The sequence below is a fragment of the Streptomyces sp. NPDC003635 genome (assembly GCF_053587635.1).
In genome coordinates this window covers 37,758-52,421 of the sequence record NZ_JBSFOK010000017.1, presented here as the reverse complement: position 1 = coordinate 52,421, position 14,664 = coordinate 37,758, and the positions used below count along the sequence as shown (strand labels likewise).

Below are 14,664 nucleotides of genomic sequence, written 5' to 3'. Positions count from 1 at the left end.
TCAACTGCTGTCAGCCGGGGCTGCTCGATCACAGGCTTCGGTCTGGTTGACGCCCGTGTATCCCGCGCAGATACGCAGAAGTTGCCGCACGCGACAGGCGCCTTCGACGGGATGGGCGTCCACCCCATCGCACGGCCGACGACGGACTGCGTGTCGTCACCCCCCCCACAACCCCGTTGCGTCGGTACGCCGCAACTCCCCGAGCCCTCTGGTCTTGCAGGTGAGTGTGGGCAACCCCTGTCGACGGTTTCGGGCAGCACTCAGCGATCACAGGGCTCGAAACGTCGATTGCTTCGCCGCCGTACCGCCCCTGGCCGCGTCGCGCGCTTCCTGGGCCGCGACCGGGCTGCTGGGGCGTCCGGCCGCGGTTGTAGCGTGTGCGTGTGGTGTTAGGGCAGCCCGGCGCCTGACCGGGGCCCGGGGGGTGCTGTGTGTCTGAGCGTCATGTGGTGGTGGTCGGTGCGGGGATTGGTGGTCTGACTGCTGCTGTTGCGTTGCATCGCCGGGGCTGGCGTGTCACCGTCTGTGAGCGTGCTCCGGAACCGCCTGCCACGGGTGCCGGAATCGGCCTGGCTCCCAACGCCCTGCGTGCCTTGGACGCGCTAGGAGTGGATGCCGCATACGCCGTGGGCAGCGCCGTACCCGCCACGATGGGCCTGCGCCGCTCCGGTGGCCGGTGGTTGGTGCGGGAGGCCACTGCGGACATGACGGCCCGGTACGGTATGCCGCCGATTGCCGTTGCCCGTCCGGCTTTTACCGCCGCTCTGGCCGCCGCCCTGCCGCCGGGCGCCGTGCGCTACGACACCGCCGTGACCGGTGTGGACGACGCCGAGGGCCACCCGGTGGTGCTTACGGCAGCCGGACCTGACCTGCCCGCCGACCTGGTCGTTGCCGCGGACGGCATCCGCAGTCCGCTGCGCCGTGCGTTCTTCCCCGCCCATCCGGGCTTGCGCTATCTCGGTGAGATGGCGTGGCGGTGTCTGGTGGACGCTCCCGAGTTGCGGGTGACGGCCATGAGCGAGACCTGGGGCAGAGGCGAGCGATTCGGTATCACGCCGCTGTCCGATGGCCGTTTCTATCTCTACGCCACCGCGGTTGTCCCGGCCAGCACCCGCTGGGCCGATCCGCGCGCGGAACTGCTGCGCCGTTTCGGTTCCTGGCATGAGCCGATCCCGGCGCTGCTGGAACGCGTGGGCCGTCTGGATGCGGCCGAGGTCCTGCAGAGCGACCTTTACGAGCTGGCGGGCCCTCTGCCGGCCCTGCACCGCGGCCGGATCGCCTGGCTGGGTGACGCCGCCCATGCCATGGCTCCCAACCTCGGCCAGGGCGGCTGCCAGGCCGTGGAGGATGCGGTGGTCCTGGCCCGCCTGCTGCCCGCAGCTGACACGCCCGGCACGGTCGCGGACGGGATTCCGTCTGCTCTGGCCGCGTACACGGCTGCTCGCCGGACCCGCACCGACGCGGTACGGGTCCGCGCCCGGCGGGTGGGCCGTCTTGGCGCGGTGCGCAATCCGCTTGCGGCTGCCGCCCGGGACCTCGCGGTCCGCGCCACTCCGGACCGTCTGGCCCGACGCGGCCTGGACGACCTGTTCACCGGCTTCCGTCTCCCCGGCGGGCAGGATGCCCGGTGAGGTGAGGCACGGCGTCCTTGGCGCGGGTGGTGAAGCATCCGTTGGGGGAGGCCGGCGAGGCGGTTGCCGAGCCGGCGCAGGGCGCGGTTGCAACTGCAGGCCTCCCGGGCTCGCTGTGTGCACGGCGGCGGGAAAGTTCGGCCACGCTTGACCCGCGCGCCTGGGCGGCGGGCCCGAGGGCGTGAGCGCGCCCTTTCAGGGCCGCCCTGTTCACCACGGCAGCGCCTTCTTTCGGTTCGGGCGTTGGCGATGCCCGAGGGTTGCTCTTTCGGCATGGTCCGCCTCGTGCTCTGTGCCGCCTCCACGGCGGCGTGCCACGACCGGCGCCGCCCATCACACCCCCGACGGCGCGTGTGGTTGGGGTGGTGGAGCGGGACCCGGCGCACACGCGCCGGACTTGCGCTGTTGGCGTTTGTTCTGCGTTGCAGGGTGGGAGGAGGCGGGCTTTGTGGAGCGATGCGGTTTGGTCAGGGGGTGACGATGGCGAAATCACTGTCGGGGCTGTCGAGCAGGCCCAGCAGCTTGCTCAACGCGCCGATGTCTCCGCTTACTTCCACGTCGTCCTTGGCCGCAAGCTGTTCCGGGGTGCTCAGCCCCAGCAGGACGGCGCGCAGGTCGGCCTCTCTCAGTGTCACGGAGACGTCCGGGTCGGCTCCGGTGGTGGTGGCGAGGCAGGTGAGGACTCCGTTGCGCAGCTGCTGCAGGAAGGTGTCGCCGTCGGTGACGTCCCAGCGGATGGTGAGGTCGGCGTCCCAGGCGCGTGGACCGTCGACGCGGATGGCCAGGGAGTCGAAGAGCTGCTCGAGGGTGAGTGCTGCGAGCAGGTCCGGGGCGGCGGCGCCGATGGGGGTGCCGACGTTGCCGTGGCGCAGTTCATGGGCGCCCATGAGATAGAAGTTGCGCCAGGTGCCGTTCTCACTGCCGTAGCCCAGTTGTTCGAGTGCGTCGGCTTGCAGTTCCCGTGCCTGCGCGTTGTCGGGGTGTGCGAAGACGACGTGGTCGACCACCTGCACGACCCACCTGAAGTCGCCCTCCTCGAAGGATTGCCGGGCTTGTTGGAGCACCGCTTCGGCACCGCCCATGAAACGCACGTACCGCTGGGCCGCCTCGACCGGCGGGTGCTCCCACAGGTGGGCGGGGTTGCCGTCGAACCAACCCAGATAGCGCTGGTAGATGGCCTTGGAGTTGTGGCTGACGGAACCGTAGTAGCCGTGGGTGTGCCAGGCCCGTTCCAGCGCCGGGGGCATCTGGATCTGCTCGGCGATCTCACGGCCGGTCAGCCCCAGGTTGAGCATGCGCAGCGTCTGGTCGTGCAGATAGGCGTAAAGGTCCCGCTGCTGCGAGAGATACTGGTGGATCCGCTCACGCCCCCACACGGGCCAGTGGTGAGAGGCGAACGCAACGTCCGCGTGGGGTGCATACGCTGCGATGGCTTCGCTGAGGTAGCGGGCCCACACCCTCGGATCGCGCACCACCGCGCCGCGCAGGGTCAGCAGGTTGTGCAGGTTGTGGGTGGCGTTCTCGGCCATGCACAAGGCCGCATGGTCGGGGAAGTGGATGTTCAGTTCCGCCGGCGCCTCGGTGCCGGGGGTGAGCTGGAAGACCATGCGGATGCCGTCCACGGTCTCGCTCTGGCCGGTGCGCGTGATCTCCACGGTCGGCGGGATCAGGCCCACGGTTCCCGTCGACGTGGTCTGCCCGAGACCTGCTCCGATCTGTCCGCGTTCTCCCCTGGGCAGCGCGGCGCCGTACATGTAGGCCGCCCGGCGGCTCATGGCCGTGCCCGCGTAGACGTTCTCGCTCACCGCGTGCTCCAGGAAGCCCTGCGGCGCGATCACCGGTAGACCCGCCGCGACGTTTTCGTCGCTCAGCACACCCCGCACGCCGCCGAAGTGGTCGACGTGACTGTGGGTGTACAGCACGCCGGTCACCGGCCGGTCCCCGCGGTGGGCCCGGTAGAGCGCGAGGCCGGCCGCCGCGGTCTCGGCCGAGATCAACGGGTCTATCACGAAGACTCCGTGCTCACCCTCGACGAGGGTCATGTTCGACAGGTCGAAGCCGCGCACCTGGTAGATGCCCTCGGTCACCTCGAACAACCCGTGGTCGGCGCACAGCCTGCTCTGCCGCCACAGACTCGGGTTGGCCGTGTCCGGGCACTCCTGGTCCAAAAACCCGTACGCGCCCAGATCCCACACCGTGCGGCCCTGCACGTCGCGGATGAGGGGATCAGCGGCGCTGCCCAGGAAGCCGCGCCGGGCGTCGTCGAAGTCCTGGGTGTCATCGAAGGGAAAGCGCGAGGCCATCGCCTGGTTGGCCGCAAGGACGGCCGGGTGAGCAGGTTTGGCCTCAAGGCTGTGGGACATCTTGTCCTCCCGCATGGACAGCGCGCCGCCAACCGGCACTGCAGCGATCCTCGTGCGCGCGCACGGCACCCGCGACCCGGCTTACGCCAGGCAGGACAGCCGCCGCACCGCACCCGGCTCGTTGAGCGGCTGGTGCCGGATGAGGTGCGGGAGCGTGTGGGAGCTGGCCCAGCGGCTCGTCCCGCAGGGCTCCGCCGCGGCCACAGGGCGGAGGCCGGATCCGGCAGGGTGACCGGGAGGCGCCGGCCGCAAGCGTGTGCGTGGCTCCGGCGGGTCTGCGCGCGGCAGCAGCTGACGTCCGGGTCGTTCGGGCAGTCGGGAGCGACGGCTCACCGGCCCCGCGTCCCCGCATGCGTAGACGCGCAGGTTCCAGAACACCTGGATACGCGGGCCACGAAACCTGCGGGCAAGCGACCGGATCGCAGGGGCTGCGCCCGTGGTGAGGGTGGGCTACGGGTCAAGCCGACTGCATACGGGCGGTGTGACGCCGGAGCGGTGATCGTTGAGGCATGAAGCCTCAGGTGATTGCCTCTCACGTCTAGAGCCCCACAACCTTTCGGATCACCAAGAGCGACAGGACGCCTTCCCACCCCAGCAGACGCATCCTCCCGGCACCGGGCGCACGGACCTGCAGCCCCGCGATGGGCATCACTGTCCACGGTGCGCAGCTGTGTGGAGGCCAGCGTGCCGTGCACACGAAAGGCCGTGCGGATGAGTGAGATCGGGCCTGGGGGGCACAGCAGGGGCATGACGACAACACTCGGTGCTTTTGTGCTCGGCACTCCTGATCCTCCCGCCCTGGCTGACTTCTACCGGGCCCTGCTGGGCTGGGAGGAAGTCGACCGCGAGCCGCAGTGGGTGCGCCTGAGGGATCCGGAGCGAGAGCGCCCCGGGCTGAGCTTCCAGCTGGAGGCGGACCATACTGCGCCGGTGTGGCCGCAGCGCCCGGGGACCCAGCAGATGCAGGCGCATCTGGATGTGCTGGTCGACGACTTGGACGCGGAGACCGCACGGGCCCGCGCCCTGGGTGCGACGCTGGAGGACCATCAGCCTCAAAAGGACGTGCGAGTCCTGCGCGATCCTCACGGTCACCTCTTCTGCCTGTTCCTTCCAGGCGCCTGAACGCTGCCCGGCTGGGGAGGGCCTGTGGCGGGACGTGCCCGCAGATCAGGCGCGCCTCGCGGATGCCTGCGCCGGACGGCAGCAGGCAAGCAGACCCGGCGCATCGTGACCACGGCCATGCCCTCGCGTGACCCCCTCGCTACGCGGCCCTTGAGTGGCAGCCTGCCGCTGTCCTGCTGGATTTTCAGCTTGATTCGCAGATTGCGGGCTACCAGGTGGAGCGTGAGATCGGCCGTGGGGGAGTGAGCGTGGCCTATCTTGCGAGGGATGTGCGGATGGGCCGTATCGTCGCTCTGAAGGCCCTTGCCCCTGCGCCCGGGTTCGCCCAGTGGAGCGGGCACATGGTGCACATCGCGGGTTAGCGGCCTGGAAACGTCCGCACTCCAGAATCGGTGCTGTGCTTCAGTACCGAGTGGTGCACGGCTACCGGCGGGCCTACCGGATAGAGGGGGACGGGCCGCCGCTGCTTCTCCTGCACGGGATCGCGGACAGCTCCGAGACGTGGTCGGAGGTGATGCCCGCGCTGGCCGAGCACTACACCGTCATCGCCCCCGATCTGCTCGGGCACGGCGAGTCGGCTCGGCCGCGGGCCGATTACGCCATCGCCGCGTACGCCTGCGGGATGAGGGATTTGCTGACGGTGCTCGGAGTGGACCGGGTCAGTGTCGTCGGGCACTCACTAGGGGGCGGCGTGGCGATGCAGTTCGCCTACCAGTTCCCCGAGCGGTGCGAGCGGCTGGTGCTGGTCAGCAGCGCGGGCATGGGGCCGGAGGTGCATCCGATGTTCCGGCTGGCCGCGGGGCCGGGGGCGTTCGCCGGGATGTATCTGCTCACCTCGCCCCTTGCCCAGACGGTGGCCGCGATCGCCGAACCGGTCGTCCGGCTGGCCGGCGGCGGGAGCCTCGGCCCGGATCTGCCCTATGTCATGGACCGCTACCGGCGCTTCGCCGACGCCACGGCCCGGCGTGCCTTCCTGCGCACGGTCCGGGCGGCGGTGGATCTGCGCGGCCAGCACATCACCATGCTCGACCGGGGCTACCTGGCGCGGCATCTGCCCACGTTGATCATCTGGGGCGGGCGGGACAGCATCATCCCGGTGTCGCACGCAGCGGCGGCGCACGAGGCGCTGACCGACAGCCGGCTGGAGATCTTCGAGGCGTCCGGCCATTTCCCCCACCACCATGAGCCCGACCGATTCGCCAAAGTGGTGCTGGACTTCCTGCACACCACCGACCCTGCGGACTACGACCGGGCGGCGTGGCGCGAAGAACTCCGCAACGGCCCACCACCGGCCAGCGTGGAGGAGCCGTCCAGCGGGAGCTAAGGTGCTTTGTGGTCTGCCTCTTTGGTTCGGCGATGCCCTCGGGTCATTGCACAGTTTTGCCCACGCTGTAGCGGGTGGCGGGCCGCCGGTTCTTCGTGCCAAGTGACCTGCCAGGACCTGAGGTTGAAATCCCCGGCGTACTCGGGCCGGGTGGGCCGGCCGGGCTCGGCGGGCTCCTCCCACGCGTCCACGAACTCAAACAAGCCTGCCGTTGGGAGAACCGGCTGGCAGCCGGGCAACGAAGACCTCCCTTGACACGGGCACCTGAGCAAAGACTCGTGTACGTGATCACTGCGCGATGCGGGCAGGAGAGCTGGTTCCGGTCGCGGTGTCGCAGCACCATTCACGGGCAGCGAACCCGCTTGCCCACCCTCATCAGAGACGACCGCACCACGACGAGCATTGACGCCTCCCCACCCCCCGGCAGGCCGTCCATCTGCCCCCCGCCAGCGCATCGGAGTGATGTCGCCTTGTCCCGCTGGCAAGGGTCCGGACGGCCTTTCCGCTATTGCGGTGCGATGGCTGTGAGCCAGTTCTCGACCATGAGGACATCTGCCCACTGGGGGAACAGCTTTTCGGTGAGCATCCGGTGCGCGTCGGGGTCAGGGTCGAGGCACGCATCCGCCAGGACGGTGAGGCCGAAGTCCAGGTCGATGGCGTGCCACAGGGTGGACAGCACCACAGCGCTCGTAGCGATGCCGGTGAGTACGAGGTGGTCGATATCGCGAGCCTTGAGTACCAAGTCGAGGTCGCTGCCCGAGAACGCGCTCCCGCGCCTCTTGGTGACCACGACGTCGCCCTGTTGGGGCGCGACGTGGTCATGGATCTCGGTCCCGGGTGCTCCTTCGGTGAACAGGCCGGCCCGCACGGCGTTTGTCATCACCTTGTTGCGGGGGCTGACTTCTGGATCGCCCGGCCGTAACGCGAGCACCACGTAGATCACGGTGATGCCTGCAGCCCGGGCACCGTCGATCGCCCTTCGTAGACGCGGCAGATATCCGGAACCGTCATCGGCGATGGCTACGACGTCCCGTTGGACGTCCATCACCAGAAGTGCGCTGTGTGCCATGGCTGCCGTCCCTTCTCCGTTGGGACAAGTCTGGTGGATCAATCGAACTGCGGTGGAGGTTTCGGAGATCTTCGCAGCGTCCCCTGCGGTCACCTCGTGCTGCCCGAACTTGGTGACAAACGCGGTCGCACGTCAGTGACGCAGCCATGCCTGGGGCGCGATCATCGCGGCGCGGCCGGGCAGGCCGGCTGGCCTACTGCCACGCCGATGGCCGGTGGCGAAACGGGTGAGCGTGCTGGTCGGTGAAGTACAGCCTTGATGATTGGCGATCCCGACGCCCGGGGTTCACTACGGCGCGGGCTTCAGCCTTGTCCCCCTGTCGGGTTGGTGGGCTCGGCGTGTGTGGTTACAGCTCAGTCCACGAACGCGGCTCGCCGCCGTGAGGGTGTCCACAGTGTTGCGGATGGACCGTGGTGCTCGGGTGCTGGGTGGTCATGGCCTGGAGGTTGCTGATGCGGTCGGTGAGTCTGGTGCGGGGTGCGCCGGTGAGGAGGAAGAGCACGTGGGGGAAGATCGGATACCAGCGCAGCCACGCGGGACCGGTGGGGTTGGCGTAGGCGTTGACCGCTTGGTTCGGATGCCACCTCCGCGCGGTAGGTGGCATCCGACTGGCCGGGCGCCGGAACCAGCTAAACCAGCTACGCGTTCTGGGTCAGCAGGCTGGCGTGGATGACCTCAGCGATAAGGGTGGCGCCGCGGCTGTTCTGGTGGATGTGGTCGGTTGTGAGCAGCAGACCCCGCCGCCGGGAGATCGTGTCGAGGCTGCGGCGCAGCACTGCGTGCTGGACGAGGACGCCGACGGCCGCTGCGGGCGTCATCTCCCGGTAGGGAATCGGTGGCGGGTCCGCTTGGCGCAGTTCCTCGATCTGGCGTTCGTGGAGCGGGAGGTAGGCCGCCTTGTTGGTGGCGGCGACCTCGGCGATCATCCGGCTGTACGCCTGCGAGGCCTGTGCCGCTGCTGCGTCGAGTTGTTGGCCGAGTACCGGTAGCGACAGCAGACCGATCGTCGCGTCGGTCTCCGCTCGCAGCCGTGCGACGACGGTTCCCAGGCACTGTTGGAACCAGCCTGCCGACGGGCGATTGGGGAGCCTCTTGCGCTTCATGGCCTGCTCGAGGGGGTAGCCGGGAAGGCTCGCCCGGGCGTCGTTGGTTCCGATCAACACGGTGATCACATCGGGTGGGTTTGTGACGACAGCATCGAGGCGCTGCAGGAGGTTGTAGGCGAAGTCGCCGTTGGCGCCGAAACGGGCAAGCTGCACGTCACCGGGAGGGTGGCGTCGTTGGAGAAGATCCAGGTAGTCGACGCTGAACTGCGCGCGAGTGAGGCTGTCGCCGAGGCATGCGATGCGTGTCGTCACGGCGCCTCTTTCGGGCTGGGGGCGCTGACGCGGTCGGTCGGGAGGCTGTCGGTCCGAGGACGGTGGTCGGTGCCGAGGGTCGCCGTGATGGCCAGGATGGATGTCGGCCCCTCCGTGTCGACCACGTGCCATACCCCGGCCGGGTTGATGGTGGCCTCGCCCGGCCCGAGCAGAACGCGGTCGAGGACCCCGTCCACGTCGCGGGTGACCGTCACGGACCCGCTGAGGCACACGACCAGTTCGTCGCCTGAAGGGTGGCTCTCCCAGTGGTCGCCGAGCCCGTCGCCGTCGAAGATCATCACCATTCGGCCCTCGGCGCCGTCTGCCGCGACCGCGGCGCCGTAGGCCTGGAGCACCTCCGGGTCCCAGGTGAAGCCTTCGACGGGTCTCGCTCTCGATCCCAGTCCGAGGTGTACGGGGGTGGTCCGCAGGTCCATGGCATTGCGTTGGTGGTTGACCAGTCTCATGCCGACGATCGTCCACGTCAGCGAGCGGGCGGTCTTGAAGAAAAGGGAAGACAAGCCGACGCGACGGGCGGACGGTTGGCGGCTACCTGGCTTCGAGGAGGACTTCGCCGCGACGCCAGGCCGTCGGCGACCGGCCCGTGAACTCGCGCCAGTCCCGAACGAGATGGGCCTGGTCGGCGTAGCCAGAGACGGTTGCCACATCGCCCCACGGGAGTGGGTCCTGCGCCGACGCCAGTTCGTGCGCGTGCTCGAAGCGCAGGACTCGGGCCAAGGTCTTCGGTGACAGGCCCACCTCACCGCGAAACCGCTCGGTGAGGTACCGACGGCTCCAGCCGAGTTCCGCGGCGACCGCACCCACCTGGACACAACCTCGCGCGGCGACGAGGCGGCGCCATGCCTCGGCTACTTCGGGGCGCACCGAGCGCACCTGGTCGCCGCATCCGCCACGGCCGACAGCGCGAAGGAGCAATTCGTCCAGCGCGGTGAACCGCGCCGCCCAGGTTGTCGCCGATCGGAGCCGGTCGACCAGTTCGCCGGCAAGCGCCCCGAGAAGCTCGTCAAGGGGGATCAGTCGGTGGGCGAGCTCGGCGGCGGGCATGCCGTATATGGCCCGGGCCCCGAGCGGTGTCAGCGATACCTGGACACCTTGCTGGCGTCCGTCGTGGTGAATCGCGACGGACCGGCACATCAGGCCGCCGGCGACGCTGCCGAATCGGGTGACCGGTGACCCGTCGTCAACGCCCGCCGCCACTTCCAAAGGATCTGCCAGGCTGATCACCGCAGTGAGCGCGCGGCCCGGCGGGCCGCAGTGCACCCCTGTCGGGAGCCCGCGGAGGTCGAAGCCGACATACGAGTCGACATACTCCCGCAAGAGGGGCGCCGGACGTGCACTGATCCCGGTGGCCGTGTGGTCCTCCATTCTCGTCAGTGTACGAGCCGCCCAGCCCAGGAAGATCACCATCCAAGGACTGATCACCGTGGATGCCGCACGGATAGAACGTCTCGTGCGCATCTATCCCCTTGGTGACGGGCGTGCGCTGGTCAGTCACACACGCGGGTACCGCCGCAAACCACGGCACAACTCTGCCCGGTTTACCCGGCAGCGGGTGGAGGTGGACAGTGCCAAGATCTCTGCGCCCGCTGGATGGGCCCCCTCCTCAACGGCCGTCGCCCCGTACCTCTGCGCGGTCGTATTGCCCGAAAATTGGCCCCCACGGCCGCCGCTCGCGACGTCGAGGTCCTGGCCGGGGCGGTCGACGAGGCGGTGCGCCCGTACGGCGTATTCACCGATGAGGGTCGGCTGGAATGCTCCACCCGATGATCGCCGGAGCGGCCATGGTCTTCTCCTCGGTCTTCGTCGTCGGCAACGGTCTGCGTCTGCGTTCCTTCCGGGCCGGTCACTGAGCTGCCCGGGCCGCGTGACCCGGGCGGGGCGCTCGCGCATCCGGAGCGGCGACCGGCGGAACACCTCACCGTCCCCTGTCGTTACACCTATACCCCCCAGGGGTAATTAGTGAAGGGAAGGGATCGCTGTGCACGGCTACACCGCCAACAAGGACGACGTCCTCAAGCGACTGCGCCGCATCGAGGGCCAGGTGCGGGGCCTGCAGCGCCTCGTTGAGGAGGACGCCTACTGCATCGACGTCCTCACCCAGGTCAGTGCCACCACCAAGGCCCTGCAGTCCTTCGCCCTGACGATGATGGACGACCACCTCCACTCTTGCGTGGCCGACGCGATTGCCCAGGGCGGCGACCAGGCCCAGGACAAGATCGCCGAAGCGTCCCAGGCCATCGCCCGCATGGTTCGCGCATGAACGCGCCCCGCCCCCAGGAACGGGTCGGGGCGCGGCTGCGGTCAGCTGCGTGCCATCCCGCCGCACTCGGCGGTGACCAGCCAGGAGCTGCTGCGCAGCCACACCCCGCCGTCCGCCTCATGGGGCTGCAGGGCGGCCGTCAGCGCCTGACGCGCCGCGTCCTGCGCGGATTGGGCCACCTGGTCGAGCAGGTGACGTCCGGGACCGGAGTCCAGCATGAACGCCGCGGCGTCCGCCGCGTCGGCGCCCCATTTCCCTGCCGCCTCGACGCGCTGCACGTCCACCCCGGCGAAGCCGCTCGCGGTGAGTACGCCATGGATGCGGCCGGAATCGGTGAGCGAGAACATGCCCGGACCGCCGGCCTTCCCGAACCCGCCGAGCGGCAGGATGTCCTTGAGCGAGGCCAGCGCGGCGAGCCACTCGTTGGTTTCGGCCTCGGCCGCACAGATGAAGGCCAGCCGGCCGCCGGGGCGCAGCGCGCGGTGGAGGTTGGAGAACGCGGCGACCGGGTCGGTGAAGAAGGTCATGCCGTACCGGCTGATGACCGCATCGAACGCCTCGGCGTCCAGGGGATGGACCTGGGCGTCGCCCTGCACGAAGGCCACGTTCGCGACCCCTTCGCGTACAGCGCTCTCCTGCGCCCTGCCCAGCATCGGCCCCGACAGGTCCAGGCCGAGCGCCCGGCCGCGTGAGGCCCGCCGGGCGGCGAGGCGGGTGGTGCGGCCGGCTCCGCAGCCGATGTCCAGGACGGTGTCGGTTTCCGAGATGGCCGCGGCGTCCAGGAGGGGCTGGTTGAAGCCGTCGTTGACGGCGTCCCAGCGCTCCTGGCTGCGGGCCCACTGCGCCCCCTCGTATCCGTTCCACGCCTCGGCCTGCGCGGTGTTGGCGAACTGCCCCATGGGTGAACTCCCTCCCGCCGGGGGGCGGCGGGGCGCCCCGGCCCTAGAATGGGCAAGCGCCCAAACAGTATGGACGAACGCCCATACTTGCAATCGGCTAAGGGGGAGAGGCGTTGTGTCACCTCGTGGAGTGGCGATTCCGGACTTGCGTGAGCGGCTGTTCGCGGCCGCGGAGCGGGTGGTGGCCCGCGATGGCGCCGCCGCCCTGACCAGCCGCGCGGTCACCGCGGAGGCGGACTGCGCCAAAGGCGTCCTGCACACGCATTTCGCCGGCCTGGACGAGTTCGTCGCCGAACTGGTCCTGGACCGCTTCGCACGCAGCGCCCGCCAGGCCGAGGCCCTGCAAGCCAAAGTAGGACAGGCCACGGTCGCCGAAAACCTCCAAGAGGTCGTCGAAACCCTGCTAAACTCCCTGCCGCCCGCGGTGGTGGGCCTGGCGATGACCCGCCCCGCGGCCGCGGCCCACACCCGCGAGGGCTTCCAGTCCGGCGCGCCCGCGTTCGACGCGATCCAGCGCGCCGTCACCGCCTACCTCCAGGCGGAACAGCACGCCGACCGGATCCCTGCCAGCAGCGATGCCGCAGCCATCGCGCTCGCGCTCGTCGGCACGACCCACCACCTGCTGATGACCCGCACCCCCGGATCGGCCCCGGACTCCGAGGTGACCACGCAGCGCTTGCTGGCCGTAATCCTCGGCAGTTGACCTGCGAGCGCCTGTGCGGCCGAGGCGACCCGCGGCGGCGAGCAAGGCCCGCGCCGAGGTGGAGGAAGCGTGCGAGGGGGTCTCCCGGATCTGCAGTGCCACCGCCGCAGTTTTCCCGCCACGGCTGCGACGCCCACATCACGGCCGCAATCCGCACCGCCTGTAAGGCCTGCGCGGCGCGCGCGACCGCTACGCGGACATGCGCGAGCACTGCCGCATCTGCGCCGAAGTATGCCGCTCCTGCCGGCAGGTCTGCGACGAACTCCTCGGCGCCCTCGGCTGACCCTCAACGGGCCCTGACCCGCCCTGCGTCCGGCCGCTCGAGGTGGGAAAGAAAATCTCCCTCTATCGGAATACCCCTGGGGGGTATACCGTTCTGCCTCAGCGTAACTCGATACCCCCTAGGGGTACCTGAAGGTCTCGGTGGAGGGCAGGGCGATGTCAACGTCAACGGTCAATCCCCGGCGCTGGTGGGCGCTGGGCGTGCTGGCGACAGCACAGTTCATGGTGATCATGGACACGTCGATCATCGGCGTGGCGCTCCCGCAGATGCAGCGGGACCTCGGCTTCACCCAGGGCGACCTGAGCTGGGTCTTCAATGCCTACGTGATCGCCTTCGGCGGGCTCCTCCTGCTGGGCGGCCGCCTGTCGGACCTCCTCGGTGCCCGGCGGGTGTTCGCGACTGGCTGGGTGGTGCTGACCGCCGGCTCCGTGATCGCCGCCGCGGCGGGCGGCGCCGGGGTCGAGATCGCGGGCCGGGCCGTGCAAGGAGCGGGTGGCGCCCTCATCGCCCCGGCGTCGATGACGCTGCTGATGATGCTCTTCGGTCACGACCCCAAGGAGCTCGGTAAGGCCCTCGCGCTGTACGGCGCGGCCGCACCGGCCGGCGGCACGGCGGGCGTGTTCCTCGGCGGGGTCTTCACCCAGTGGGCGTCCTGGCCGTGGATCTTCATCATCTACATCCCCATCGGCATGGCCACCCTTGCCGCCTCCGGCCTCCTGCCGGCCGTGGGCCGTCGCCGGGGCGGCATCGACGTCCTGGGCGCCGCAGCGGTCACCGGCGGCCTGGCCCTCGCGGTCTTCGCCATCGTCCGGGCCCCCGAGACCGGCTGGGGCAGCGCGCAGACCCTCCTGCAGCTGACAGGCGCCGCCGTTCTGCTGGCCATCTTCCTGCTCATCCAGAAGGCGTCGAAGGCGCCGCTGATGTCGCTGAGCATCTGGCGCATCCCGGGCCTGGGCATCTCCAACGTCGCGATGGCCTTGCTCGGCGCAGCGTGGATCCCGATGTGGTACTTCCTCAACCTCTACCTCCAGCAGGTCCTCGGCTATGGAGCCTTCGCCAGCGGCGCGGCCCTGCTGCCGATGACCGCCCTGCTGATGCTGTTCATGACCACCCTCACCGGGCGCCTGCTGGGCCGCTTCGGCGCCAAGCCTCTGATCGCGGCCGGCCTGCTGGTCCTGGCCGCGGGCCTGGTGTGGCTGTCGGCGGTGGGGCCGACGGGCACCTTCCTGGTGGACGTCCTGCCCGCCTCGCTGGTCGCCGCGACCGGTATGTCCCTGGCTTACATCCCCGCCCTGATGTCGGCGATGGCCGGCGCACCGGCGGAGCAGGCGGGCCTGGCATCGGGCATCGTCAACACCACCTACCAGGTCGGCTCCGCCCTGGGCCTGGCCGCCCTGACCGCGCTCGCCGCCTCACAGGGAGCCGACCGCCTCGGCGACCTGCCCGCCCTGACCGACGGATTCAGCTCCGCCTTCCTCGGGGCGGCCGCCATCGCCGCGGCCGGGGCCCTGGCCACCGCCCTGCTGATGAGGGGCAAGAAGCCTGCGGCCGTGGCCGCAGCGCAGGAGGCTGCCGCAGAAACCGAGCGCGTCAGCAGCTGACCGCACCCAAGGAAGGGCCGCCGGACACTG

12 protein-coding genes are annotated in these 14,664 nt (G+C 69.8%); 6 read left to right on the top strand and 6 right to left on the bottom strand.

Annotated features, from left to right (window positions below):
• Positions 1-431 precede the first annotated feature (431 nt).
• Positions 432-1,631 carry an FAD-dependent oxidoreductase gene (locus ACWDRW_RS18055; RefSeq protein WP_451724264.1) on the top strand — a complete coding sequence of 400 codons (1,200 nt, stop codon included), beginning with the start codon at positions 432-434 and terminating at the stop codon, positions 1,629-1,631.
• Positions 1,632-2,098: 467 nt separating this feature from the next.
• Here ACWDRW_RS18055 and ACWDRW_RS18050 read toward each other — a convergent pair whose 3' ends face one another.
• Positions 2,099-3,994 carry an alkyl/aryl-sulfatase gene (locus ACWDRW_RS18050; protein ID WP_451724261.1) on the bottom strand — a complete coding sequence of 632 codons (1,896 nt, stop codon included), beginning with the start codon at positions 3,992-3,994 and terminating at the stop codon, positions 2,099-2,101.
• Between the two features lie 747 nt (positions 3,995-4,741).
• On the opposite strand from ACWDRW_RS18050, the gene ACWDRW_RS18045 reads away from it, so the two are divergent.
• Positions 4,742-5,116, top strand: coding sequence for a VOC family protein (locus ACWDRW_RS18045; protein WP_451724260.1), 375 nt, complete (start codon positions 4,742-4,744; stop codon positions 5,114-5,116).
• Between the two features lie 397 nt (positions 5,117-5,513).
• Positions 5,514-6,440 (top strand): alpha/beta fold hydrolase, encoded by a 927-nt coding sequence (locus ACWDRW_RS18040; protein ID WP_451724258.1) that lies wholly within the window; start codon positions 5,514-5,516, stop codon positions 6,438-6,440.
• 505 nt (positions 6,441-6,945) lie between these two features.
• On the opposite strand, the gene ACWDRW_RS18035 is transcribed toward ACWDRW_RS18040, so the two are convergent.
• The 4 genes from ACWDRW_RS18035 to ACWDRW_RS18020 all read right to left on the bottom strand — a co-directional run bounded on the left by ACWDRW_RS18035 (position 6,946) and on the right by ACWDRW_RS18020 (position 10,253).
• Complete coding sequence (locus ACWDRW_RS18035; protein ID WP_451724257.1) at positions 6,946-7,509, bottom strand: cysteine hydrolase family protein; 564 nt, start codon at positions 7,507-7,509, stop codon at positions 6,946-6,948.
• Between the two features lie 638 nt (positions 7,510-8,147).
• On the bottom strand, positions 8,148-8,867 hold the full coding sequence (locus ACWDRW_RS18030) for an SGNH/GDSL hydrolase family protein (protein WP_451724254.1): 720 nt from the start codon (positions 8,865-8,867) through the stop codon (positions 8,148-8,150).
• Positions 8,864-9,334, bottom strand: coding sequence for a cupin domain-containing protein (locus tag ACWDRW_RS18025; RefSeq protein ID WP_451724252.1), 471 nt, complete (start codon positions 9,332-9,334; stop codon positions 8,864-8,866). Before ACWDRW_RS18025 ends, ACWDRW_RS18030 begins: the two co-directional genes overlap by 4 nt.
• A gap of 82 nt (positions 9,335-9,416) precedes the next feature.
• The gene (locus ACWDRW_RS18020) at positions 9,417-10,253 is read right to left on the bottom strand and encodes a helix-turn-helix domain-containing protein (RefSeq protein WP_451724251.1); all 837 of its coding nucleotides are present in this window, start codon (positions 10,251-10,253) and stop codon (positions 9,417-9,419) included.
• Positions 10,254-10,860: 607 nt separating this feature from the next.
• Between ACWDRW_RS18020 and ACWDRW_RS18015 the strand changes: the two genes are divergently transcribed.
• Positions 10,861-11,148 carry a metal-sensitive transcriptional regulator gene (locus ACWDRW_RS18015; RefSeq protein ID WP_451724415.1) on the top strand — a complete coding sequence of 96 codons (288 nt, stop codon included), beginning with the start codon at positions 10,861-10,863 and terminating at the stop codon, positions 11,146-11,148.
• 41 nt (positions 11,149-11,189) lie between these two features.
• On the opposite strand, the gene ACWDRW_RS18010 is transcribed toward ACWDRW_RS18015, so the two are convergent.
• On the bottom strand, positions 11,190-12,047 hold the full coding sequence (locus ACWDRW_RS18010; protein ID WP_451724250.1) for a class I SAM-dependent methyltransferase: 858 nt from the start codon (positions 12,045-12,047) through the stop codon (positions 11,190-11,192).
• A gap of 115 nt (positions 12,048-12,162) precedes the next feature.
• Here ACWDRW_RS18010 and ACWDRW_RS18005 point away from each other — a divergent pair, with 115 nt between their 5' ends.
• Both ACWDRW_RS18005 and ACWDRW_RS18000 read left to right on the top strand, forming a co-directional pair.
• Complete coding sequence (locus tag ACWDRW_RS18005) at positions 12,163-12,750, top strand: TetR family transcriptional regulator (RefSeq protein ID WP_451724249.1); 588 nt, start codon at positions 12,163-12,165, stop codon at positions 12,748-12,750.
• Positions 12,751-13,188: 438 nt separating this feature from the next.
• The gene (locus tag ACWDRW_RS18000) at positions 13,189-14,634 is read left to right on the top strand and encodes an MFS transporter (protein ID WP_451724247.1); all 1,446 of its coding nucleotides are present in this window, start codon (positions 13,189-13,191) and stop codon (positions 14,632-14,634) included.
• The last annotated feature ends 30 nt before the right edge of the window (positions 14,635-14,664 follow it).